Below are 23,071 nucleotides of genomic sequence, written 5' to 3'. Positions count from 1 at the left end.
TTGATATGTGAATTGTCAATAAATTGACAGCAAGAATGGACATGAACGCAAAATTAACACATATTTTATTCACATTTGAACATTTCATTTACATATGAGGGAAAGATGAGCAAAACGGACTATCAGGTTCAGTCCTTGGCAAAGGGGTTGGATATCATCGAACTCTTCGATGCGGAACACCGAATTCTAAGCACCAATGATTTTGCTGAGCGTTTGGGTGTCAGCCAGTCGTCTATCTACCGGATCGTCCAAACTTTGCTCGATAAGAACTACCTTCGAAAAGTCGCCAGAAACGCCTATACCTTGGGTCCTCAGGTGGTTTCGCGGGGATTTTCTTTTTTGGCTGGACAGGATTTAGTCGATATTGCAGCCCCTCACCTAAAGAAGCTGAGAGATGACACCAGTATCTCCTGTCATTTGGCAATAAGGGACGGCCTGGAAACGCTATATATATACCGGGCACAAGCTTCACAAAGGCTGTCAGTCAATATTCCTCTAGGAACCCGATTACCTTGCCATACCAATGCAATGGGTCGAATTTTGCTTCAACAACTGAGCGACATTGAACTAAGCGCGGTTTATCAATCGATTCACCTGGATATGTACCCTAAACCCCACCCTCAGACCTTTCCTGAACTTAAACACCTGCTTGCAACAGAAAAGAAACAGGGCTTCGCCTTGAATCGCTCCGATAACGCAACAGCGATTGCTGCGCCCATCACTGATTATTTGGGTAACATCATTGCAGCCATCAACATTTCTGGCGCTGAGCAAATTATGGATAAGCGGCACCAATTTGAAACGGCTAAAGAGAGTCTACTCTGCACCGCCAAAGCCATTTCCTGCGAAGCACCTGCTTAGTATTTAGCGAGAGCAACAAGACCACCCTCTCGGTGGTCTTTTTATTTTTAGCCATCCCAAACTAAATTAGCTTGTAGGTAATTGCATCGGTCGTAAATTCGGTGACACCAACAGTGTCGCTTCGGTGGCAGCCTGCACCTCGTCAATGGAAAACTCTGGCGCAAGCTCAGTCAGAACCATGCCGCTCTCATTGATTTCAAACACGCCCATTTCCGTCACAATCAAATTCACCTGATTGGCAGCAGTCAGAGGCAATGAGCACTGTTTCAGCAGTTTCGGCTGGTCTTTCACCGTGTGCTCCATGGCAACAATCACCTTCTTCGCACCGACGACCAAATCCATCGCGCCACCCATGCCGGGCACCATTTTCCCTGGGATAATCCAGTTAGCGAGATTCCCGCACTCATCGACTTGTAGCGCCCCCAGCACCGTCGCATCAACATGACCACCACGAATAATGGCAAACGAGTCGGCACTGTTGAAGTAACAGGCACCATCAACGGCGGTAATATGCTGGCCGCCTGCATTGACCAAATCGGCATCTTTGGTGGCTTCGCATGCCAGTTGATCGATACCTAGCAGACCGTTCTCGGCTTGAAGCAGCAACTCGACGTCTTTGTCGACATGGTTCGCCACCAGCGTTGGCAGGCCAATGCCAAGGTTCACGATATCGCCGTCTTTCATCTCACGGGCAACACGCCATGCAATGCGGTGGCGAACGGTGTCTTTATCCAGTTGCGCTGTCATTGGTTGTCCTCCACTGAGCGCTGACCGACATAGCTGTTATCAACAAGGATGTGATCAACAAAGATACTTGGCGTATGAACGGCTTCTGGCTCTATATCGCCAAGCCCAACAAGCTGCTCTGGCTCAACAATTACTGTCTCTGCTGCAGTCGCCATTAACGGGTTAAAGTTCTGGGTCGTTTTGCTGTAAAAGACGTTCCCACGACGATCGACTTTCGAACCCCGGATCAGTGCCAAATCCGCTTTCAGCGGCGTCTCCAGCAGGTAGGCTTTGCCATCGACTTCAATCACCCGTTTGTTCTCCGCCACAATGGTGCCAAGCCCCGTAGGCGTAAGCACGCCACCCAAACCCGCACCGCCGCTTCGAATACGTTCTGCCAGCGTACCTTGGGGAACCAGCTCGACTTCAAGCGTGCCGTCGTTCATTTGCTTGCCCGTTTCCGGGTTGGTGCCGATATGAGAGGCATACAGCTTCTTCACCCGCTTCTCTGCAATAAGGCGACTTGCACCTCGACCAGGAGAGCCAGTATCTGTGGTGATCAAAGTGATGTCTTTTATGTCTTTTTTGATCAGAAGATCAATGAGACGCTCTGGAGCGCCTGTTGCCATAAAGCCTCCAATCATAATGGTCATGCCATCGTGCAAAAGGCTTTCTATCTGTTGTGCGGTCGCAGCTTTTTTCATGGTGTTCACGCCCTCAGCAACGTTTCAGGATGAGAGCAGTGCCCATACCGCCACCGATACACAAGGAGGCAAGGCCGTAGTCCTTCTCGGTACGTTGCAGCTGGTAAACCAGCGTGGTGACAATCCGGTTGCCAGACGCACCGATGGGATGACCAAGGGCTATCGCCCCGCCGCTAAGGTTGCTGCGCTCTAGCAACCAGTGTTCATCGACATGGTGTGCTTCTGCCAACCCCTGAATCACACCCAAAGCTTGCGCAGCAAAGGCTTCGTTCAGTTCGAATACGTCAATGTCCTCGATGGTCATTTGGGCCTTTTTCAACGTATTAGCGACTGCAGAAACTGGGCCGAGTCCCATGATTTCGGGGGCAAGCGCACCTTGGCCGTATTCCACCAGCTCTGCCAGAGGCGTAAGATTGTGTTGCTTCACCGCACTTTCTGATGCCAGCAGGATGGCCGAAGCACCATCGTTGATACCGGATGCGTTACCTGCAGTAACGCTGCCTAGTTTATCGAACGCTGGACGAAGTGCCTGCAAGCCTTCTAAGGTGGCATTGGCCTTTGGGTATTCGTCGTCTTTCACTTCAAACTGACGTTTGCGCTCAGCAACAGTGATTGGAGAGATTTCAGCAGCAAAGTGGCCTTTTTCGATGGCGTTAACCGCTTTCTTTTGGCTCTTTAGGGCGAATTTATCCTGCGCCTCACGGCTGATATTGCATTGGGTCGCGACGTTTTCAGCCGTCACGCCCATGTGATAGTGATGGAAGGCATCAGTCAAACCGTCTTTGATGATGCTGTCTTCCTGCATTTGATGACCCATACGAATGCCACGACGGATTTTCCCTGACGTTACGTAAGCGGCATTAGACATGCTTTCCATGCCGCAGGTCAGCACAAGTTTAGCGTCACCGGCGCGGATATGGCTGGCACCGTCCATAATCGCTTTCATGCCGCTGCCACAAATCATGTTGAGGGTATAAGCAGGGACCGTATCTGGCACGCCCGCCTTGATAGCGGCTTGTCGGCCCGGCCCCATGCCAACGCCACCTGTCAGCACGTTACCGACAATCACTTCGTCAATGTGCTCAGGTTCAATTCCCGCTTGCTCAACCACCGCTCTCATCGCGTGCGCGCCGAGATCAACGCCTGATAGTGACGCCAGAGAACCGTTAAAGCTCCCGATTGGCGTGCGCTTTGCCGCCACAATAAAGATGCGTTCCATACCGCCCATACTCCCATGTCCACTGTTTGGTTTTCAGTGTATGGGAGAGGCGAAAGTGGCGATATAGACAGAAATTCAAAGTGGCTTTGCGAAAATGCAAAGCAAAAGAATATACCCAAACAACCTGAAGATGCAGGATTCAGCGAGATTGACTGGCGTTGTGATCGCGGCGTTCCTTTGCCGGTGTAGTCATCTCCATCAAAAAGGAACAACAAAGAGCACGGCGTCAGTCAACTCGCCCGAAGGGAGGCCATCAATGCGCCCACTTCTTCGTTAAACTCCACGGAAATAGAATGACTATTCCTCGCGAAATTTGCCTCGAATTGAACGCATTGATGACCTCTGAATGCGCGCAGCTTCAGGTCGTTTGGGTATAGTATCAGCAGGGTTTTTCCAGCAGAAAGTCCTTAAACTTGCCGGCAACAGGAGAGGCAACCCCAGAGGGGTGATAATAGAGATTAAGACTCCAAGTACTGGTTTCAAAGTCTTGCATCAGCGGGACAAGCGCGCCATTTTCAATCGCAGGTTCAGTCACAAACTGCGGCAGATAAGCCACGCCAGCCCCTTGAGTCACACCACGAAGCAATAGGTCACTGTCGTTCACTTCAATGGTTTTCGGCACTTTCATGACGATGGTTTCCACACCTTTTTGGAAAATCCATTCGTTACTGCCAGTGAGTGTCGTTGCCACCAGACAGGCATGATCCTGCAAATCTTCCGGTTGCGTGGGTAAGCCCTGCTTTTCGGTGTAGTTGGGAGAAGCGACGACCACAAAGGGGGAGGCCAACAGTTCCCGCTTAACCAACATAAGGTCCTTTTCTCTATAACCCTGAAACCGCGCGTTAGCACTGATCATCAAATCGCTGGTGCTGGCGTGGTCGATCGCCCAAGGCGTAACATTGATATTGAACGTCACTTTCGGGTTGAGTCTGGAATATTCGGTGATTTTATCCATCAGGTAATGGTTGGCATAAACCGGCGTGCAGGCGATATTGATGTGGCCTTTCTCATGATCCTGAAAGCCTTCCAGCTTACGGCTGATGCGTTCGGCTCGGTCGACAATGGGCGAGAACTCTTCATAAAGCGTCTGGCCAGCCGGGGTGGCTTCTAAAAGGCGGTTGGAGCGATGGCAAAGTGTAGTGCCAAAATGCTGCTCTAGCTCCTGAAGCCAGCGACTGCCTGCCGACACTGAAACGTTAAACTGGCGGGCTGCAGAGGAAATTGACCCAGTGCGGATCACATAGATAAAGAACGCCATTTTATCGAGCATGGAATCTCTCCGAAGCTGAGCAAGAACATGTGCTAAATCTCTTTGTAAAATATTCGGTTAACTTTTGCACGTGCGCCAACGGCAGTTTTTGGATTTGTTCTCGACACAACAGGCAGATACAACAAAGCCCAGCATCCTGCTGGGCTTTAAAGACAGTGTGAAGTCTAAGCGTGATTTACTGGCTAATTACCAGTATACGCGTGCACCGATTGCGTACTTCGCTTCACTATCAACAGAGCTTGGCGCTACGCTAAAACCATCGTTCTTGTTGTTGCTGTAACCTGCAGTTACACCATCTGAGTAACCCATCTCTGCCCAAAGGCGGAAGTAAGAGTTGAACTTGTGCACTGCACCTACGTATACATTGGTGTAGTCATCTTTTGCAGACGCTGATACCTCGTCAGCACTCAGTTCAACTTCTGAGTATTCGTAACCGCCGTATACTGCGGACTTGTCAGACAAGCCGTAGTTTAGTGCAAGAGTGTAGCCTTCACGATCCAGGTCTACTGCAAGTGCACTACTCTCGATGCTGCTGTTTGCGTACTGGACACCAACAGTCAGGTCACCAAAAGAACGCTCTGCCCAAAGGGTGTAGTAAAGGTCATCTACACTGCCTGAGCTAACTTTCAGTGTGGTGCTGTCGTTGACTTTGTAGTCAAAAGCGCCGTGCTCTTGCTCAGCAGAAGAAACACCTGCGGTGAATGAGAAGCCCGCGATATCTTTGCTGATGAACAGTTCCGCAACTTCTGCTGCAGCACCATCTTCTGGTAGGCCATAGCTCGCATCGATGGTTGCAAAGTCAGTTTCTAGGATGTAACGGATAGCGCTGTCGTGCTTACCACCAGAAACGGCACCCTCAACAATGTGAGAGCCACCGAACCAGTAAGAGTTATCAACACCCCACAGGTCATCAGCAGTCAGGTATTGTTTACCCAGAGTGACTTTGCCGAAATCACCGGTAAAGCCGAAGTAACCCAGGCGGTTAGCCATTGCATCTTTGTCATAGCTGATGCTGTATTCCAGTTTTGCGAATACGTCTACGTCGTCAGTCACAGAGTAAAGCGCGTTAACACCTGCACGTGAACTACCGTCATTCAGAGTCACATCTTTATCTGGAGATTTCGCCAAAGTTGCGCGAAGTTGACCGTAAATCTCTACGGAACCTGCGTCACCGCTGTATGCTTCAAATGCATTGACATTGCCTGCTAAAAGTACTGCCGGGATTGCTACTGCTAAAAGTGTCTTTTTCATAGAATACGTTCCTGTATTTCTTATAAATTCCATTTGCAAAATGCTGCGAGATGAAAATTAACATTCTGAAAACACAGAGTTCAACGCTATAAAAATTAACAAAATCAGCTATTGACAGTTACATTGACCAAAAAGCACTCAGTTATCTGTTCTTCATAAAACTCCTCCTTATTTGAATACACAGTCATAAAAGTGAAACAAACCACATTTAGTGAGGTTAATCATTCATCTTTTGTTCAATAAAACTCCCGCTATAACAATTCATTAACCGTTCAATAATTGAACAATATTCACACTAAAAACAGAAATTTGATTTGCGATACACTTCTCTATATGAGCAAATTGTCATTAGTCGTTTCATCCTATTTATTCGCGTCTAGGCGGAAATTTCGTGCAACATACCGCCATATTCGTTGACATGGTGAATATTTTGATTCTGATTAATTGACTTTTTGAATGCTTTGTTGGTGAGTAGAAGCTACTTCAGCCCTAATGCTCGAAGACGTTTATAGATGGTATTTCGACTCACGCCGGAAAGTTCAGCGATGCGGGTAATGTTTCCCTCTGTGGCAGAATAAAGTTCTGGCAGACTTTCCCGCCAACTCGCAACTTGCAGGGGAAGCACTTCTGGTTGAAAAGAATTTGTGACCAAAGGTTCTTCTGGCTGTGTTTCAAGATCCAAAAAGAAATCGTCTGGCAAATGATGAGAATGGATCATACTGCCGTCAGATAGCGCCAACGCCACACGCAAGGTATTTACCAACTGACGGATATTTCCCGGCCAGGGGTGACGTTCAAATAACTGCAACACCTCATTACTGACCGGAGGGTTATTTCCTTCCGTCAATTCATCAAGTAGATGACCAACCAGTGCGTTGGTATCTGAACGCTCCGAGAGCGAAGGCAGAAATAGGGTCAGTCCATTAATTCGGTAATAAAGGTCATCACGAAACTGCTTTTTTGATACCGCTTCCCTAAGCGGTTGGTGGGTCGCGCTGATCACACGGAAATCGACAGGATAGCTTTCAGTGCTTCCTAGCGGCGTGACCGCTTTTTCCTGGAGTACGCGCAACAACCTTGCCTGAACATGCAATGGCATATCACCAATTTCGTCTAACAGTAAAGTGCCACCGTCAGCCTGCCTGATATAACCAATGCTGCCTTTGTTATTGGCACCGGTAAACGCACCTCTCACATAACCAAAAAGCTCCGACTCAACCAACTCAGTGGGAATAGCCGCACAGTTCACTGCCACAAACTTTTTGTCAGCGCGTTCTGACGATGCATGTACTGCCTTGGCAAACACTTCTTTACCCGCGCCCGTTTCACCTTGAATCACCAGCGGAATGTCACTGTTGACCACACTGGCAGCCTGCTTGATCGCTTTCTGCATTTTCAGATCGCCAAGATCCAGATCTGACAATCGACGCTCACCAGATACCGCTGCGACGGGCTTTGGTTCACTCTTCAATTTGACGGTAGACAATGGAGATGGCGGTGTGCGAATCATGTTGGTGAGGGGGCGCTTGAGCGTACCAAACAGGCGATAGTTTGAAATACCAAGAAAAGACAGTGTTTGGTTCTCAGGATGCGCAGATAGTTTTAGCGTCGTGATCCCAGTAACCATTTCGATGTTCAGCCCCTTCAACACATGTCCAACCAGCAAGTCTGCACGACGATTAGCAGCCACTATCTCACCTGCGTCGTTGAAAACCAGTAATCCCGCCCACTGACTGGTGTGATTATCCTCACTATTGTTAAACACCAAGGTGTAATAGTGCTGGCGATATGTGGCCATGATGAGCTGGTTCTCAACTGATTGCGTCATCACTTTCACCATCCCATTCACATGAGAGGTAGGCAGATACGCATCAGAGGAAATGTTCAGTACACCGACAAGTTCACGTTCACTGTTAAAGATAGGAGCGGCAGAGGCTGTCATATAGCGGTTGGCGATCAGATAGTGTTCATCACGGCCAACAACGACGGATTCACCTGTTTGCAGCGCAGTTCCGACTGCATTGGTGCCATTGAAACGTTCAAGCCAACTGGTTCCCTGCTCGAAGAGGTGCCCTTCCATTTGGTTTATAAAACCAGGTCGCCCCCAACGGCTCAATAAGTTCCCACTGCTGTCGGCAAGTAACACCAGGCTGTTACTGTTCACCAGAATATTTTCATAGAAAGGGAGCACCTGCTCTTGTGTCGTCACAATCAGGTCTTTGGATTTCCCCTGTGTATCTTCCCAATCACCTTTATTTAGTCGAACAATTGCCGGTGCACTTTTTGGGTTAAGCCCAAACGAGCGGCATCGCTTCCATGACGCCTGTATAACCTCATCGTGAGAGTGAGCCAGATCGCTCATTTGACTACCTACCCATGCGCGTTCGAACAGAATTGAGAGTGTCAAGCATTGTTCACATTCTGTTAACAGTCAACAAATAACTTCACACTTTTTACACAGTGACCGTGTTCACACTTATTTTAAACCTTTTAAATTCAATATATTAACATTAATTTAACTTTTGGCATGAATCTGGCGTATGACATTCGGATTCGAAAATTAATGCGCGTTCGCGCAGTTGACGATGTTGCCAGCAACGCACATCGTTATTGAACAGGGAGTTTACATGTCACTCGAATTGGAGAGCGTCACAAGGATCAGCAACCATGAAACATGGTTGGACGACATTAACCTGAGGATTGAGCCCGGCTCCTTCAACGTCCTACTTGGAAGGACATTGGCGGGTAAAACAAGTTTGATGCGCCTAATGGCAGGCTTGGATAAACCTACCAGCGGTCGCGTGCTTTTTAATGGTCAGGATGTCACGGGCGTACCCGTAAGGGAACGCAATGTCTCTATGGTCTACCAGCAATTTATCAATTACCCCAATCTGACCGTCTTCGAAAACATCGCCTCACCGCTACGACTGGAAAAACAGCCTGAAGCACTCATTAAACAGAAAGTGCAGGAAACGGCGGAGATGCTTCATATCGAACAGTTCCTTGATCGCTTGCCTCTTGAACTCTCGGGCGGTCAACAGCAACGTACCGCCATGGCAAGGGCACTGGTGAAAAACGCTGACTTGATTCTGTTTGATGAGCCTTTAGTCAACCTCGACTACAAACTGCGTGAAGAGCTTCGCCAGGAAATGCGCGAGCTGTTCGCAGAGCGCAACACCATCGCAGTTTACGCCACCACAGAGCCGAATGAAGCGCTTGCTCTTGGCGGCAATGTGGTTCTGATGCACGAAGGCAAGGTGATTCAGTCAGGGCCAACAGCTGAGGTTTACCACCACCCTTCTTCAGTCACCAGTGCAGAACTCTTTGGTGAACCTCCCATTAATTTGATCCGTGGCCGTGTCGGTGGTGGAAATGTCTCATTCGATGAGCACATACATTTCCCACTGAACACCGACCTTGGCGAGCTAACCGATGGCGAATATCAATTTGGCATCCGTCCTAACCACCTAAGCTTGGTGCCAAACAATGATGACGACTTAGAACTGACCGTTGATGTCGAGCTGGCGGAAATCAGCGGCAGTGAAACCTTCCTGCACGTGAGAAACCGCGACATCAACATGGTGCTCCACTTACCGGGGGTTCACGACTACGACGTTGATCAGAAGATCAGTATTTATGTGCCTACCCACAAACTTTATGTCTTCGATGAGTCACAAAAGCTCATTCAGTCTGCGCGTCGAGTGCAATCAACGCCGGGCATAGGGGGGTAACAATATGGCAGAAATCATTCTTAACTCCTTGGCGCATTCCTACAAGGCTTCACCTCAAAGCCGTGAGGATTATGCCATCCGCAAAATGACCCATACCTGGCGCAATGGCGGTGCCTACGCCTTGCTGGGCCCTTCTGGTTGCGGCAAAAGTACCATGCTGAACATTATTTCCGGCCTGCTGACGCCGTCAGAAGGTGAAGTCATGTTTGATAATCAGGACGTCAGCCAGCTTGCGCCACAAGAGCGCAACATCGCGCAGGTTTTCCAGTTTCCTGTGGTGTACGACACCATGACGGTATATGACAACCTTGCGTTTCCGCTTCGGAACATGAAAACGCCGGAAGCCAAGGTGCGTTCGCGTGTCAGTGAAGTGGCTGAACTGCTGGAACTCAACAACGTTCTGGAAAAACGCGCCAGCAACCTAAACGCAGATGAAAAGCAGAAAGTCTCCATGGGACGCGGTCTAGTGCGTGAAGATGTCTCCGCCATTTTGTTTGATGAACCGCTGACGGTTATTGACCCACACCTGAAATGGAAACTGCGCCGTAAGCTCCGCCAGATCCATGAGCAGTTCCACATCACCATGATCTATGTCACCCACGATCAACTCGAAGCGGCCACCTTCGCGGAAGAAATTGCGGTGATGTATGACGGTGCCATCGTGCAGTTTGGCTCTCCACGCGAACTGTTCGAACGACCCAATCACACCTTCGTAGGCTTTTTCATTGGTAGCCCGGGCATGAATCTCCTGCCAGTTCAACGCACCAGTGACGGCAACGTATCTTTTGAAGACATGCCCATCACCCTAACGGACGCTCAGCGCCAAGTTCTAGAAAGCACCGACAGCAAGAATATCAAGGTCGGAATACGCCCTGAGTTTGTGCACGTTTGGCAGGAAAAACGAGGTGACTCCTGGGAAGTGTCGGTGCAACACGTTGAAGATTTGGGAACCTACAAAATCGTCACGGCGATGTTCGGCACGCTACCGATCAAACTGCGCATTGCCGAAGAGGCGCCAATTCCTCAGGGGCATACCCATATCAGCTTCCCGGCTCAATGGCTAAAACTCTACATCGATGAATATCTGGCCGGAGAGCCAGAAGAAAGCGCAAGCGCGACAGGAGGTCAGGATGCAAACTAAGACGGAAAATAACCGCGCCTGGCTACTGGTACTCCCAGTATTCCTGCTGGTCGCTTTCTCCGCCATCATCCCGCTGATGACAGTGGTGAACTACTCAATTCAGGATATTTTTGATCAGAACACCCGCTACTTTGTGGGTACGGAATGGTACAGGGAGATCTTGAACGACCCACGTTTACATGACTCTCTGGTTCGTCAGTTCATTTATTCTTTCTGTGTACTGGCGATTGAAATCCCGTTAGGTATCGCGGTCGCGCTATGCATGCCAGCACGCGGTTTCAAAGCCTCGCTGGTATTGATCGTTCTTGCCATTCCCCTTCTTATCCCCTGGAACGTTGTCGGCACTATCTGGCAAATATTCGGACGGGCAGATATCGGTTTACTGGGATGGTTCCTCAACAACATTGGAGTGGAATACAACTACGCCTCAGATCCGGTCGATGCATGGATTACCGTGCTGGTGATGGATGTTTGGCACTGGACATCTCTGGTTGCCCTGCTTTGTTATTCTGGCCTGCGCGCTATTCCAGATGTTTATTACCAAGCTGCGAAAATCGACCGCGCATCAAACTGGGCTGTATTCCGCTACATTCAGCTTCCCAAACTGAAGAGTGTGCTACTCCTTGGCGTACTGCTGCGCTTTATGGACAGCTTCATGATCTACACCGAGCCATTCGTGCTGACAGGTGGAGGACCAGGTAACGCAACCACTTTCCTTTCACAGGCGTTAACCAAGATGGCAGTCGGTCAGTTTGATATCGGCCCTGCAGCCGCCTTCTCTATTATCTACTTCCTCATCATCTTACTGGTGTCCTGGGTGTTCTATACCGCTATGACCAACATGGACAAAAGGAGCTAAGCCATGAACAGAAAAACCTTTGGCCTGCTCGCCTACATTGTGTTCCTGATGACGCCAATTTACTGGCTACTAATGATGTCGTTCAAAACCAACGAAGAGATCTTGGGCGGACTCACGTTCTGGCCGCAAAGCTTTACGCTGGATAACTACATTGTCATTTTCTCAGACCCAAGTTGGTACTCGGGTTACCTGAACTCACTTACCTACGTGAGTATTAACACCCTGCTGTCACTGTCGGTTGCACTGCCTGCCGCTTATGCGTTCTCGCGCTACAAGTTCGTAGGCGACAAGCACCTCTTTTTCTGGCTGCTGACCAACAGAATGGCACCGCCTGCTGTATTCCTGCTGCCATTCTTCCAGCTATACAGCTCAGTGGGCTTGTTCGACACCCATATCGCTGTGGCACTCGCCCACTGCCTTTTCAACGTGCCGCTCGCGGTATGGATTCTAGAAGGCTTTATGAGCGGTGTGCCAAAGGAGATTGATGAAACCGCCTACATCGATGGATACAGCTTTCCCCGTTTTTTCGTGAGGATCTTTATCCCGATGATCCGCTCAGGGATCGGTGTCACCGCGTTCTTCTGCTTTATGTTCAGCTGGGTTGAACTGCTGCTGGCGCGGACACTCACCTCTGTCAACGCAAAACCTATCGTTGCGACCATGACGCGAACCGTCAGTGCCTCCGGCATCGACTGGGGAGTGCTCGCTGCTGCAGGTGTGTTGACTATTGTTCCCGGTCTGTTGGTTATCTGGTTCGTGCGTAACCACGTTGCCAAAGGCTTCGCACTCGGACGTGTATAAGGAGAAATGACATGAATTGGATGGCCTGGACACTCCCGAGCGCCCTGTTTTTTATCACCATCGCCTGCATGTTGGTGGCGATGACCGTATTCGAAGTACTCCGTCCTTGTGTGGAAAGGAAAGGATTTTTGCCTATCCGCACAACCCGGGGTGATCGACTATTTATAGGACTGCTCGGCAGTGCCTATATACACCTTCTCTTCATCGGAATGACGGATCTGCCTATCTGGTATCCCTTCGGGGTCGCCATAGTGTGGCTTATTGCGGTTTTACGTTGGGGTTAGGACAAAACGACAAAGGAGCGAAACTATGAAGCAATTGCCTGCTGTAAATAAATGGACACCACTTGGGTTCATGATCGGCATGCTACTGGCACCGGCGGCCCTCGCCGATCAGTACAGCGACGCAGCAAAGAAGTGGGTTGGCGATGAGTTTACCCCTTCCACGCTAAGCCAAGAGGAACAGCTCAAGGAAATGGCCTGGTTTACCGACGCTGCCAAACCTTTCCGCGGCATGGAAATCAAGGTTGTCTCAGAAACCATTACCACCCATGAATATGAGTCCAAAGTGCTGGCGAAAGCCTTCGAGGAGATCACCGGTATCAAGGTCACCCATGACCTGATCCAGGAAGGTGACGTGGTCGAAAAACTGCAAACGGAGATGCAGTCCAACCGCAGCATCTACGATGCCTACATCAATGACTCTGACTTGATTGGCACCCACTTCCGCTACGGCAAAGTGTTCCCTATCAGCGATTACATGATCGGTGAAGGCAAAGACGTGACCCTGCCTACACTGGATTTGGACGATTTCATTGGCATCAGCTTTACCACCGGACCGGACGGCAAAATTTACCAACTGCCTGACCAGCAGTTCGCTAACCTCTATTGGTTCCGCGCCGATTGGTTTGCCCGAGATGATCTGAAAGCCAAGTTCAAAGAGATATACGGCTATGAGCTCGGAGTACCGGTTAACTGGTCTGCCTATGAAGATATTGCTGAATTCTTCTCTGTTCACGTGAAAGAGATCGATGGCGAGCGCGTTTACGGCCACATGGATTACGGTAAGAAAGACCCATCACTGGGTTGGCGTTTCACCGATGCTTGGTTCTCCATGGCAGGTGCAGGTGACAAAGGTATTCCGAACGGAACGCCGGTTGATGAGTGGGGCATCCGTGTGGAAGGCTGCTCACCTGTTGGCTCAAGCGTTGAGCGTGGTGGTGCGACCAACGGCCCTGCCGCCGTTTATGCCACGACGAAATACGTTGATTGGCTGCGTGAATTCGCGCCACCCGAAGCACAAGGCATGACCTTCTCTGAAGCGGGCCCGGTTCCTGCACAGGGTTCGATTGCACAGCAAATCTTCTGGTACACCGCCTTTACCGCTGACATGACCAAACCCGGTCTGGCTGTTGTGAACGAAGACGGCACACCAAAATGGCGTATGGCACCTTCACCACGTGGACCTTACTGGGAAGACGGCATGAAGCTCGGTTATCAGGATGCCGGTTCTTGGACCCTGATGAAATCGACCGATCCAAAACGCCGCATGGCGGCATGGCTTTACGCACAGTTCACTGTGGCGAAAACCGTGTCTCTTAAGAAAACCCTGGTGGGTCTGACGCCTATCCGTGAGTCCGACATCAATTCTCAGGCAATGACGGATGTCGCACCGAAACTGGGTGGATTGGTGGAATTCTACCGCAGCCCGGCGCGCGTGCAGTGGACACCAACCGGTACCAATGTGCCTGACTATCCAAAACTGGCACAGCTGTGGTGGCAATTTATTGCTGAAGCAGCAAACGGTGAGAAGACACCTCAGGAAGCATTGGATGGATTGGCGAAAGCACAAGACCGCGTATTGCAACGTCTGGAGCGTGCAAAAGTACAAGGTGCTTGTGGTCCTAAGCTAAATAAGCCACGTGATGCTGAGTACTGGCTGAACCTGCCGGGCGCACCAAAAGCCAAGCTGGGTAATGAGAAGCCACAAGGCCAAACCATCAATTACGATGAACTGCTACAGCAATGGAAGTCAGCAATGTAACGAGTCCAAGTAAGTACAACGCCTGCGAAAGCAGGCGTTTTTATTTGGCTTAAAAGGTTCTAAACGTTAGAGCGTTTTGGCTTCACCATGCTGAGAACCAGGCATATGCGCCTTAATCATTCGTTCCAGATCTGCCTTGCTGACCGGCTTGGCGATGTAATCATCCATACCGCATTTCAAACAATCATCCCTGTCCTGTGCCGTTGCATTAGCAGTTAGGGCGACAATCGGCGTATGAGGCGCATATTCGTGCTCGCGAAGAATACGCGATGCCTGGTATCCATCCATGATGGGCATCTGACAATCCATGAAGATCAGGTCGAACATATCTTCCTTACAGTAATCAATCGCCACCTGACCGTTTTCAGCCACTACCACATCCACACCCAACTTCGCCAACATCGCCTGCGTGACACGTTGATTCACTAGGGTATCTTCCACCACCAGCACACGGCCGGAGTATGTAGTAGGTTCTGGTACCTTGCTTTCACGTGATGCCTGATCTGCTTTGTGCTCAATCATAGAAACCACACCCAGCTTGGCCTGTTGACCGCGTAGAATTCGGGTTAGGTGGTTGCGAAGGTCATTAAATTTGTAAGGTCTGGAGAGGTAACCTTCAATGTTGAGGTTCTCTAACTTCACATTGTCGTGTACTTCCGGTGCAGCAGTGATCATCATCAAGCTCGGGCAACGCTTGCCAAAGCGCTTACGCAATTTAGAGGCAATAGAGAAGCCGTCTGAGTTCGGCATGAGCTTATCAAGAATCACAAGCTTGAACGGCTTGGCGGTATCGATACGCTCCGCAATCATCCCTTCCGCATCTTCAGGATGTACACAACAGGTCACCTGACAACCCAAATTACCAAGTTGTGCGCTGGTAATTCGCATGTTTAATCGACTGTCATCCACCAGCAGCATGGCAGCATCAGAGAAAAGCAATGCATCGGCCGGGGTAGCTTCCGGCATTTGAGCGCGTTCAAACGTCACAGTGAAGAAGAAACAGCTTCCCTCGCCTTCCTGACTTTCCACTTCAATATGCCCCCCCATGAGCTCAACGATCTGGCTCGAAATCGCGAGACCCAATCCTGTACCGCCAAAGTTGCGGCTCATGCTACCATCAGCTTGTTCGAACTTTTCGAAAATGGTGTCGAGTTTGTTCGATGGAATCCCAATACCTGTGTCCTGCACTTCAAAGCGCACAGAAATATTGTCACCCTCTTCACCAACCTGACGAATGCACACGCGTACGCTACCGTTTTGGGTAAACTTCACCGCATTCCCGACAAGATTGATCATCACCTGGCGCAGACGGGGCGCATCACCCATTAGGAGTGGCGTCATGTCCTGATCCAGACTGCATTCAAATTCGAGACCTTTTTCTTTGGTACGAAGGCGGAAAAGATGCTCAATGTCTTTGCAAAGCTCCAACATGTTCAGCTCGACGTAATCCAGTTCGAGCTTACCCGCTTCGATTTTCGAAAAGTCGAGAATGTCGTTGATAATATCCAAAAGCGATAGAGAGGATGTTTCCAACATCTCTATAAATTCTCGCTGTTCTTCGTCCAAACGCGTGCCTTTCAGCAGCGAAGCCATGCCGATAATGCCATTCATTGGCGTGCGAATTTCATGGCTCATGTTGGCGAGAAATTCACTCTTCTTCTGGTTAGCTGTTTCTGCCTGCACTTTTGCACTTTTAAGCTCGGCACTGTACTCACGCATCTTTTCGATGGTGTCGTTGTATTGGGTGTAGAGCGTGACCAGTTCCTCACCCACTTTTTGATTGGGTGGTTTAATGGGTTTTGGCAGGTTGTCTGTCCCGAATTTGGTGACACCATGAGAAATCCAGACCAGCGGGCGAACCACATCAACATAAACGATGAAGAACACCAAGCTACCGAGGATCAACGTTGCGCCACCAAGGAAGAGCAGCAATATCACAAAACGTTCAGTCAGAGCGCTGTAGATATCTTCGAGGCTTACCTCTATTTGCAGAAAACCGAGTTGATAGGTTTTACCAAATTGCTCGTGCACCAATGGCCATTGATAGGCAAACTTTGGCTCTGAAGGCATCACGCCGTGCTCGGCCAATGTGCGATCGTCGTCAAATACTCGAATATAGCTAATGTCTGGGTCGCGAAAGATCCCCTGCGTTGTTACCTGCAGTTGGTTCATGTCTTCCTGCCAAACACTGTTGGTAATACTGGCTACGTCAGTCTTTTGAATTAAAAGGGCATTTTGGCGCATTTGCTCCGTACGTGCCTGATAATCCAAATACAAAGCAAAAGCCGCAACAAGGAATGCAAGCAGGCTACACACAAGAAGAACACGACCTACTAATCGTGCTGCCATGCTTGAAGGCTGATGAAGATTCTCTTTTTGATTCAACATAGTCTAGGCTTATTAATGTCTTAAATTCAGAGCACCCACCTGTAAGAATAGCCACGATTTGTAAACATGGATGGTCAAAACAATGTCTGAAAAGCAATCCATTATCCGTACTGTTAATCGCGTCATCTTCTATCCGCTTTTACTTTCCCTGTTTTCTGCTCCTGTTTCGGCTGCGATGCTGGATTATTTTGTTATCCAGGATCAGGCTGAACCACTGCAAATTCAGGACAAAGGTAAGAACCATCGTGGCATAGTCACGGACGTACTTAAACAGGCATTTAAAGGCACTGAGCACCAGATAGTCATTCACACTTACCCCTTCAACCGCTACCTCGCTGAATTAAATAAAAATAAAGATAAAAATTGGGTCACTTACGGCAGCCCAGCATGGGGTGACATGCAGGCAGCGAATCTCTCCAAATTCCCAATTCTTGAAGTAGAGCACAGTATTCTGAGTCGAACCGACTCTGAGTTTGTGTATCAAACGCCAGAGGATCTGAACGGAAAAATCGCCGTTTTGCTGTTTGGATTTGACTATCCCGGTCTTGAAGAGCAGATAAGAAGCGGCTCAGTCAGTGAAGTTCGAGTCAAGAACTATGATTCGGCATTCCGCGTCGTTGATCGTCTGAAGAACGTTGGCGGTTTTGTCGAAATGGACCTTCGTCTCAAATACCACCTTAAGCGTCTTGGTTACACCCAAAACGAATACACACTTTTTGAAGTGAACAACCTCATCCCGAAATACAACATCCATTTGGCCTACTCACCCGGAATCAGTCCTGAGATTCAGCAGTTTATGGATAAGCGTATACAAGAGATGCGAGATAACGGGGAGCTGGCTAGCATCATTGGCGGTTATTTATGACCGTCACTTTGGGGAGAGATCAGCTTTATGCAGGCAGTTAAAAAGGAATCGCAAGACAGTTTTTACCGGCTCTTATCAGTTGGAGCCCGATTGAATATGGAGCTTTCAGACGATCCACGTAAAACTCAGGTTACCTCTCGTATCGTGGGCTATCGTAAAGATCAGTTTTTATTGATCGATTGCCCAAACGGCAACGACCCCATTATCGAGCGTTTCTTTATCCCCAATAATCAGCTTATTATCCGCGCCATCACCGACAGTGAATTCCGTGATGTGATTGCGTTTCGCTCCTTGGTGATGGGAGTGATTCAAAAACCCATTCGCCTCTTGATTGTCTCCTTACCGGAAAGTATTGCCCACCGCCAAATTCGTCAGGAACCCCGTATAGATACTAACCTAACAGTGCGTGTCGACGCTGACGAAGGCCCATTCAAAGGGCGCCTTATCGATTACTCTGTCTCTGGTTGCTGCCTTTCAGCATCCGGCGATGAACACCTGTTCTTTGAAGACGAGACCCTGAAAATTCATATTGAATATGGCAGTGATTTGAAAGGTGTGATTACTGGCAAAGTAGTGACAGTTAATAATGATAAAGAACCTCCCACGGCGGGCGTTCTCTTTGATGAGAGCAGCTCGACACTGCGCAAAGAGTTTTTCTACCAGTTGCTCTTTGATATGAGAGTGAACGACAGGTCACTGGACGTGTAACAAAAAACAGGCCAATTGGCCTGTTTTTTCATTTTAAGAGTGATGCTGATTATCCCGCATCCAATACGCCACGGCGAATTTGGTCAAGCTCAATCGACTCAAACAGTGCCTGGAAGTTACCCTCACCAAATCCCTGATTTCCTTTTCGCTGGATGATCTCAAAGAACACAGGACCAATGACGGTATCTGTGAATATCTGAAGCAAGATCCCTGTTTCCCCATTGCCATCAATCAGTACTCTCAGATCGCGCAACTGATCAATGCTCTCTTCGTGCCCTTCTACACGCGTGTTCACTTTCTCATAGTAAGTGTCTGGCGTGTCCATAAAGCGCATACCGCGAGCCCTCAGTGACTCTACCGTTTTGTAAATGTCATCAGTGCTGAGCGCAATGTGCTGGATGCCTTCACCATTGTACTCTTTGAGATATTCGGCGATCTGGGATTTGTCGTCGCTCGACTCGTTAATAGGGATTCGGATTTTGCCACAAGGCGCAGTTAACGCGCGAGACTTAAGCCCCGTAAGCTTACCTTCAATATCAAAGAAACGGATTTCCTTAAAGTTCGCAATACGGTCGTAGAAATCAGCCCATGTATCCATGTTGCCTTTTTCAACATTGTGGGTGAGATGATCAATCACCTGCAGACCCGCATCAGATGCTGAAAGGCGCTCGCGCCAATCTGGATAATAGTCAAAATCGATGTCGTAGATTTCGTTGTCACCATAACGGTCAACGAGGTACAAATAAGAATCACCGATACCGTGGATTGCCGGAATGTTCAGCTCCATTGGCCCTACACGTGCCTCACAGGCCGTGGCCCCCTGCTTGACTGCATAACCCACTGCATGTCGCGCGTCCTGCACGCGAAATGCCATGGCGTTCACGCTTGCACCATGCACTTTGGCGAAACCTTCCGCCTGTGAGTCAATTTCACCATTCACAATGAAATTGATATCCCCTTGGCGATAGAGCCACACATTTTTATGTTTATGTTTCGCAATCTCGGCGAATCCCATCAGTGAAAACAGATTCTTCAGAGCAGCAATACCTTTCGCATTCGGAGCAGTGTATTCAACAAACTCGAAGCCGTCAGTCCCCATTGGGTTGATTGTTGTCTGTGTCATCGTTAATCCTCCTAATCTACGATCCCTTTCAGTTGGCCATAACAACGCTTGGGTTGTTATAACCTTGTTAAATCACTTAATTAGGGATAGCACTCTGAAACGTTAGAAGGCAACGCAAGAGGGCGTGCTGCACAAGAGCACGCTGTAAAGAAGATTTTGTACACTCAGATTGACAGAGAAGCGTAACTATCTACTGTAAAACGAATTTTTCAGCTAACTCTCTGGGCTCGATCTCTTCGCCACTGAGATCATCTCCCCAATCTGGTCCAAGCATGACGGCGTCATTCGCCAGATCCACCAGCCAGTCATCCACAAATTCTTCAAGTGGAATGGCGACGGGAGCAAATTCTGACCATTCATCAACACAGTGAATTTCAGCGGCTTCTCGTGTTGACCAAAACGGCATCACATCCGTGCCTTCATAAATGGCCGAGTCACAGATCACCCATCCATCTTTACAGTGTAAACCCCAGATCGCGCCGGTTTGACGGGATGCATCAACGAAATGCTCAACAGGCGCTGTATTTTCGGTCGTCATGCAGGCTCTCTCCTATTCGTCGCAATAAATGACCAAGTTGGGAATTCATCCTTCCCAACTTCTCAATCTAAGCGCCAGAGAGGCAAAAACATGTATTAAAAGTGAGGATCATGCAGTAGCGCTTCCAAACCGACATTAACGACAGTTTTGTGCCTTACGGAAAGCGGCAGGTGTCATGCCAACACGTTGTTTAAACTGCTGGGAAAAGTGCTGTTGAGAAGAGAATCCACAGGCCATCGCGATCTCAGCCAGTGGCAGGATATTTTCCTGAAGTAAATCTTTTGCGCGTGCAATTCGGCGTGACAAAACGTATTGGTGTGGCGTGCAGTCAAAACTGGTTTTGAACATGCGGGCAAAGTAGAATTCACTCAGTTGCGTCAAGGTTGCCAAATCAGTCAAGGTAAAGGACTTCATAAGGTGGCTTTCAATGTACTCCAAGACCAGTCTTTGGTTTTGTGGAGAGAGCCCACCCCGCGATTGCGGCAATTGCAAAGGCAGTTGGCAATAACGACGTACCAGATGTAGCAGCAACATTTGCTGGGCATGAGACATCATCAGCTTATCGGTATCACTTTCCCAATCCAACCGCAGCATGGTCTGGCGCACCAATTGGTTGACGAAAGGATCATCAACAAAGGTGTACTCTTTAAGCTCAATATGCCGGCCTTCTTTGTCGAACACCTGTTCAGCAAAGTTCTGTAGATGCTTCTGTTCGAAGTAGAAATGGAAGAAGCTGAAGGGATCGGCAAAAGACCATTGCGAGCGATGATCGGTTGGCATCAGACACAGCTTGTCTTCACCACCAAACATATCACCACCGGACAGGCAGCGCTTGGTATTCTGTCCGCCACTAAGATAAAAACTCAACGTATGGTGACCCGGCTTTTCATAGCTGGCGCTGCCATGACTGTTACTCCATACGGCTGACCCCAAGCCATTATCCTGCCAGATTTCATTGTGCAGCCGCGCCGTGTTGTCCTTCAATACGTTGTAAACTCGCTGCCTTTTGAGGGTTTGAGACGAATCCTTGTCCATTGAAATACCACTCCTTTCTCTTTTTCAATATATCGGCACTTCCGCTGGTTGAACATGCTTCGAAGGAAAAAAGCGCAAGAATCTATAAAAACCGCAGGATGCTGAAAGCCTAAAAAATGGCTTGGAGATAGATTGATGAAAAAACAACGATAGTTGGCACAATAAAAGGGGAAGTCATGAACGCATCGCTTTACGTCATCACGGTTTTAATCTGGGGAACCACCTGGTTGGCGATCGCTTTCCAGATTGGGGACACTCCGGTGGTTGTTTCCGTTGGATGGCGGTTCGCTATTGCATCCGCTGCGCTTCTGGCTTGGCTTGCCCTTCGCGGCAAGCTGCCCCGACTTTCCAAAGAAAACCACAAAATGGCAGTGCTGCTGGCACTTTGCCTGTTCTCCAACAACTTTCTCTGTTTCTATTTCGCCACCCAGTACATTCCAAGTGGGCTCAACGCGGTCGTCTTTTCCCTCGCGCCGATTCTGAACGCGCTCAACCTCTGGTGGCTTGAGAAAAAACGTCCCGACACTTCTTTCATTCAAGGGGCACTCATGGGGTTTTCTGGCATCTTGATGCTGTTTGGCGCCCAGTTTATTCACTCCGCCATGGATCTCACCATATTGCTCGGCCTTGGTGTCACCTTTGTTGGCACTTACTTCTTTTCCATGGGTAATCTGGTTTCTGCCCGCGCACAACTAAAAGGCATGCCACTGCTGCCAACCACGGGCTGGGCCATGGGTTATGGCGCGCTGTACCTGTTCGCCATCGCATTGTTGATGGGGCATTCACTCGCCTTCACCACCACGCCGCTGTATGTATCCGCGTTGGTCTATCTCGCCATCATCGGCTCTGTGGTCGGATTCAATACTTACCTTGCATTGGTTGGGCGCATTGGCGCGGCTAAAGCGGCTTACTGCACTGTCCTATTCCCGCTGGTTGCCTTGTCTTTATCAACCATTTTTGAAGGCTATGAATGGACATGGCAATCGGTGCTCGGCGTGATGCTGGTGGTTGGCGGAAACCTGAGGGTGTTTGGCTTACCAGAGCCTGTAAAACGCTGGTACCACGCACACCGCTAAGCGCTCGATTTTTTATTCTGCCGCCAGCTGAATAACCCAAACCATGCTGATCAAAACCGGCCAAAGCCAGGATGGGATCCCGAGCGTAAATGAGTGTTTGTTTGGTTGCTTTTTCATCGTCTTGCCCTCTCTTGTTTGATTGGGTGATTAAAGCGAACAAAGCGGGCAATACAGGCGTTAAGAAATGGCATTATGGCGAACAATAGTGACCAAAATATGGCAGTAACGTTCACGCTACTTAGGAATACTGAGATGGACAAAATTACCCTGACCGATAAGTTTTCCCTGTTTGATGAAACCTGGACGCCCAAGATCATCGCCGAATCTAATGGTCAATTAGTAAAGATCGCCAAAGGCAGCGGCGAGTTGGTCTGGCATAGCCATCAGAATGAGGATGAACTGTTCCTGGTGCTGAAAGGTCAGCTGACGTTAAAGCTTCGCGACAGAGACATTGTGCTTAATCCGGGTGAATTGTTTGTGGTGCCAAAAGGTGTGGAACACTGCCCGGTGGCAGAGGAAGATACCCACTTCATGATGATTGAGCCAGCGTCCACCCAGCACACAGGCGCGCTGGAAACTGATGTCACAGTGTCAGTACATGCGCAGGAGTGGATTTAGACTTCATCACGACCCCAAAACTCTAGAGTTTCGAATTCGCTCATCTTCTTGAACATGCTTTTCAGCGATTCTCACGACATACCTCGCGTATGTCTTTACCATTGATTTTTCCAA

At 49.1% G+C, this 23,071-nt stretch carries 21 protein-coding genes; 11 read left to right on the top strand and 10 right to left on the bottom strand.

What is annotated here, in order from left to right; genetic code table 11:
- The first annotated feature begins 105 nt into the window (after positions 1-105).
- On the top strand, positions 106-861 hold the full coding sequence (locus K6Q96_RS17395; RefSeq protein ID WP_251881355.1) for an IclR family transcriptional regulator: 756 nt from the start codon (positions 106-108) through the stop codon (positions 859-861).
- Positions 862-927: 66 nt separating this feature from the next.
- Here K6Q96_RS17395 and K6Q96_RS17390 read toward each other — a convergent pair whose 3' ends face one another.
- The 6 genes from K6Q96_RS17390 to K6Q96_RS17365 form a co-directional block, all read right to left on the bottom strand.
- Positions 928-1,608, bottom strand: coding sequence for a 3-oxoacid CoA-transferase subunit B (locus K6Q96_RS17390; RefSeq protein ID WP_251881353.1), 681 nt, complete (start codon positions 1,606-1,608; stop codon positions 928-930).
- Positions 1,605-2,291 carry a CoA transferase subunit A gene (locus K6Q96_RS17385; RefSeq protein ID WP_251881351.1) on the bottom strand — a complete coding sequence of 229 codons (687 nt, stop codon included), beginning with the start codon at positions 2,289-2,291 and terminating at the stop codon, positions 1,605-1,607. The genes K6Q96_RS17390 and K6Q96_RS17385 overlap by 4 nt, the downstream gene beginning before the upstream one ends.
- Positions 2,292-2,304: 13 nt before the next feature.
- Positions 2,305-3,510 carry an acetyl-CoA C-acetyltransferase gene (locus tag K6Q96_RS17380; RefSeq protein ID WP_251881349.1) on the bottom strand — a complete coding sequence of 402 codons (1,206 nt, stop codon included), beginning with the start codon at positions 3,508-3,510 and terminating at the stop codon, positions 2,305-2,307.
- Positions 3,511-3,889: 379 nt separating this feature from the next.
- The gene (locus K6Q96_RS17375) at positions 3,890-4,780 is read right to left on the bottom strand and encodes a LysR family transcriptional regulator (protein WP_251881347.1); all 891 of its coding nucleotides are present in this window, start codon (positions 4,778-4,780) and stop codon (positions 3,890-3,892) included.
- 186 nt (positions 4,781-4,966) lie between these two features.
- Positions 4,967-6,031 (bottom strand): porin, encoded by a 1,065-nt coding sequence (locus K6Q96_RS17370; RefSeq protein WP_251881345.1) that lies wholly within the window; start codon positions 6,029-6,031, stop codon positions 4,967-4,969.
- A 478-nt stretch (positions 6,032-6,509) separates the two neighbouring features.
- Positions 6,510-8,393 (bottom strand): sigma-54-dependent Fis family transcriptional regulator, encoded by a 1,884-nt coding sequence (locus tag K6Q96_RS17365; protein ID WP_251881343.1) that lies wholly within the window; start codon positions 8,391-8,393, stop codon positions 6,510-6,512.
- Between the two features lie 265 nt (positions 8,394-8,658).
- Here K6Q96_RS17365 and K6Q96_RS17360 point away from each other — a divergent pair, with 265 nt between their 5' ends.
- The 6 genes from K6Q96_RS17360 to K6Q96_RS17335 are packed head-to-tail and all read left to right on the top strand — an operon-like array spanning position 8,659 to position 14,606.
- A complete protein-coding gene (locus K6Q96_RS17360; protein WP_062663421.1) occupies positions 8,659-9,762 on the top strand; it encodes an ABC transporter ATP-binding protein in 1,104 nt (367 codons plus the stop codon).
- Positions 9,763-9,766: 4 nt separating this feature from the next.
- On the top strand, positions 9,767-10,903 hold the full coding sequence (locus K6Q96_RS17355; RefSeq protein WP_251881340.1) for an ABC transporter ATP-binding protein: 1,137 nt from the start codon (positions 9,767-9,769) through the stop codon (positions 10,901-10,903).
- Positions 10,893-11,762, top strand: a complete 870-nt coding sequence (locus K6Q96_RS17350) for a carbohydrate ABC transporter permease (RefSeq protein WP_062663419.1) — start codon at positions 10,893-10,895, stop codon at positions 11,760-11,762. Before K6Q96_RS17355 ends, K6Q96_RS17350 begins: the two co-directional genes overlap by 11 nt.
- A gap of 3 nt (positions 11,763-11,765) precedes the next feature.
- The gene (locus tag K6Q96_RS17345) at positions 11,766-12,563 is read left to right on the top strand and encodes a carbohydrate ABC transporter permease (RefSeq protein ID WP_062663418.1); all 798 of its coding nucleotides are present in this window, start codon (positions 11,766-11,768) and stop codon (positions 12,561-12,563) included.
- An 11-nt stretch (positions 12,564-12,574) separates the two neighbouring features.
- Positions 12,575-12,847, top strand: a complete 273-nt coding sequence (locus tag K6Q96_RS17340; protein ID WP_062663417.1) for a DUF2160 domain-containing protein — start codon at positions 12,575-12,577, stop codon at positions 12,845-12,847.
- A 25-nt stretch (positions 12,848-12,872) separates the two neighbouring features.
- Positions 12,873-14,606, top strand: a complete 1,734-nt coding sequence (locus tag K6Q96_RS17335) for an ABC transporter substrate-binding protein (protein WP_251881338.1) — start codon at positions 12,873-12,875, stop codon at positions 14,604-14,606.
- Positions 14,607-14,672: 66 nt separating this feature from the next.
- On the opposite strand, the gene K6Q96_RS17330 is transcribed toward K6Q96_RS17335, so the two are convergent.
- Positions 14,673-16,994, bottom strand: a complete 2,322-nt coding sequence (locus K6Q96_RS17330) for a response regulator (RefSeq protein WP_251881336.1) — start codon at positions 16,992-16,994, stop codon at positions 14,673-14,675.
- Between the two features lie 82 nt (positions 16,995-17,076).
- On the opposite strand from K6Q96_RS17330, the gene K6Q96_RS17325 reads away from it, so the two are divergent.
- Both K6Q96_RS17325 and K6Q96_RS17320 read left to right on the top strand, forming a co-directional pair.
- On the top strand, positions 17,077-17,859 hold the full coding sequence (locus K6Q96_RS17325; RefSeq protein WP_251881333.1) for a substrate-binding periplasmic protein: 783 nt from the start codon (positions 17,077-17,079) through the stop codon (positions 17,857-17,859).
- A gap of 96 nt (positions 17,860-17,955) precedes the next feature.
- Positions 17,956-18,567 (top strand): flagellar brake protein, encoded by a 612-nt coding sequence (locus K6Q96_RS17320; protein ID WP_251882395.1) that lies wholly within the window; start codon positions 17,956-17,958, stop codon positions 18,565-18,567.
- A 49-nt stretch (positions 18,568-18,616) separates the two neighbouring features.
- Here K6Q96_RS17320 and hppD read toward each other — a convergent pair whose 3' ends face one another.
- From hppD to K6Q96_RS17305, 3 genes are all read right to left on the bottom strand, one after another.
- Positions 18,617-19,690: a 4-hydroxyphenylpyruvate dioxygenase gene (gene hppD / locus K6Q96_RS17315; RefSeq protein WP_251881331.1), complete on the bottom strand. Its 1,074-nt coding sequence runs from the start codon at positions 19,688-19,690 to the stop codon at positions 18,617-18,619.
- A gap of 190 nt (positions 19,691-19,880) precedes the next feature.
- Positions 19,881-20,228, bottom strand: a complete 348-nt coding sequence (locus tag K6Q96_RS17310; RefSeq protein ID WP_251881329.1) for a DUF2750 domain-containing protein — start codon at positions 20,226-20,228, stop codon at positions 19,881-19,883.
- Between the two features lie 135 nt (positions 20,229-20,363).
- Positions 20,364-21,263, bottom strand: coding sequence for a helix-turn-helix domain-containing protein (locus tag K6Q96_RS17305; RefSeq protein WP_251881327.1), 900 nt, complete (start codon positions 21,261-21,263; stop codon positions 20,364-20,366).
- Positions 21,264-21,439: 176 nt separating this feature from the next.
- Between K6Q96_RS17305 and K6Q96_RS17300 the strand changes: the two genes are divergently transcribed.
- Both K6Q96_RS17300 and K6Q96_RS17295 read left to right on the top strand, forming a co-directional pair.
- Positions 21,440-22,339, top strand: coding sequence for a DMT family transporter (locus K6Q96_RS17300; RefSeq protein ID WP_251881325.1), 900 nt, complete (start codon positions 21,440-21,442; stop codon positions 22,337-22,339).
- Between the two features lie 252 nt (positions 22,340-22,591).
- Positions 22,592-22,957, top strand: coding sequence for a cupin domain-containing protein (locus tag K6Q96_RS17295; protein WP_251881323.1), 366 nt, complete (start codon positions 22,592-22,594; stop codon positions 22,955-22,957).
- Positions 22,958-23,071: the final 114 nt, after the last annotated feature.

It is taken from the genome of Grimontia kaedaensis, assembly GCF_023746615.1.
GTDB lineage: Bacteria > Pseudomonadota > Gammaproteobacteria > Enterobacterales > Vibrionaceae > Enterovibrio > Enterovibrio kaedaensis.
The sequence above is the reverse complement of the archived record's forward strand: the minus strand, read 5'-3'. Positions and strand labels throughout refer to the sequence as shown.

Coding starts and splice junctions, on each gene's coding strand:
- K6Q96_RS17370 (WP_251881345.1), bottom strand. CDS start 6,031: ATGAAAAAGACACTTTTAGCAGTAGCAATCCCGGCAGTACTTTTAGCA.
- K6Q96_RS17395 (WP_251881355.1), top strand. CDS start 106: ATGAGCAAAACGGACTATCAGGTTCAGTCCTTGGCAAAGGGGTTGGAT.
- K6Q96_RS17360 (WP_062663421.1), top strand. CDS start 8,659: ATGTCACTCGAATTGGAGAGCGTCACAAGGATCAGCAACCATGAAACA.
- K6Q96_RS17320 (WP_251882395.1), top strand. CDS start 17,956: ATGGAGCTTTCAGACGATCCACGTAAAACTCAGGTTACCTCTCGTATC.
- K6Q96_RS17310 (WP_251881329.1), bottom strand. CDS start 20,228: ATGACGACCGAAAATACAGCGCCTGTTGAGCATTTCGTTGATGCATCC.
- K6Q96_RS17295 (WP_251881323.1), top strand. CDS start 22,592: ATGGACAAAATTACCCTGACCGATAAGTTTTCCCTGTTTGATGAAACC.
- K6Q96_RS17300 (WP_251881325.1), top strand. CDS start 21,440: ATGAACGCATCGCTTTACGTCATCACGGTTTTAATCTGGGGAACCACC.
- K6Q96_RS17375 (WP_251881347.1), bottom strand. CDS start 4,780: ATGCTCGATAAAATGGCGTTCTTTATCTATGTGATCCGCACTGGGTCA.
- K6Q96_RS17390 (WP_251881353.1), bottom strand. CDS start 1,608: ATGACAGCGCAACTGGATAAAGACACCGTTCGCCACCGCATTGCATGG.
- K6Q96_RS17365 (WP_251881343.1), bottom strand. CDS start 8,393: ATGAGCGATCTGGCTCACTCTCACGATGAGGTTATACAGGCGTCATGG.
- K6Q96_RS17335 (WP_251881338.1), top strand. CDS start 12,873: ATGAAGCAATTGCCTGCTGTAAATAAATGGACACCACTTGGGTTCATG.
- K6Q96_RS17350 (WP_062663419.1), top strand. CDS start 10,893: ATGCAAACTAAGACGGAAAATAACCGCGCCTGGCTACTGGTACTCCCA.
- K6Q96_RS17355 (WP_251881340.1), top strand. CDS start 9,767: ATGGCAGAAATCATTCTTAACTCCTTGGCGCATTCCTACAAGGCTTCA.
- K6Q96_RS17380 (WP_251881349.1), bottom strand. CDS start 3,510: ATGGAACGCATCTTTATTGTGGCGGCAAAGCGCACGCCAATCGGGAGC.
- K6Q96_RS17330 (WP_251881336.1), bottom strand. CDS start 16,994: ATGTTGAATCAAAAAGAGAATCTTCATCAGCCTTCAAGCATGGCAGCA.
- K6Q96_RS17325 (WP_251881333.1), top strand. CDS start 17,077: ATGTCTGAAAAGCAATCCATTATCCGTACTGTTAATCGCGTCATCTTC.
- K6Q96_RS17305 (WP_251881327.1), bottom strand. CDS start 21,263: ATGGACAAGGATTCGTCTCAAACCCTCAAAAGGCAGCGAGTTTACAAC.
- hppD (WP_251881331.1), bottom strand. CDS start 19,690: ATGACACAGACAACAATCAACCCAATGGGGACTGACGGCTTCGAGTTT.
- K6Q96_RS17340 (WP_062663417.1), top strand. CDS start 12,575: ATGAATTGGATGGCCTGGACACTCCCGAGCGCCCTGTTTTTTATCACC.
- K6Q96_RS17385 (WP_251881351.1), bottom strand. CDS start 2,291: ATGAAAAAAGCTGCGACCGCACAACAGATAGAAAGCCTTTTGCACGAT.
- K6Q96_RS17345 (WP_062663418.1), top strand. CDS start 11,766: ATGAACAGAAAAACCTTTGGCCTGCTCGCCTACATTGTGTTCCTGATG.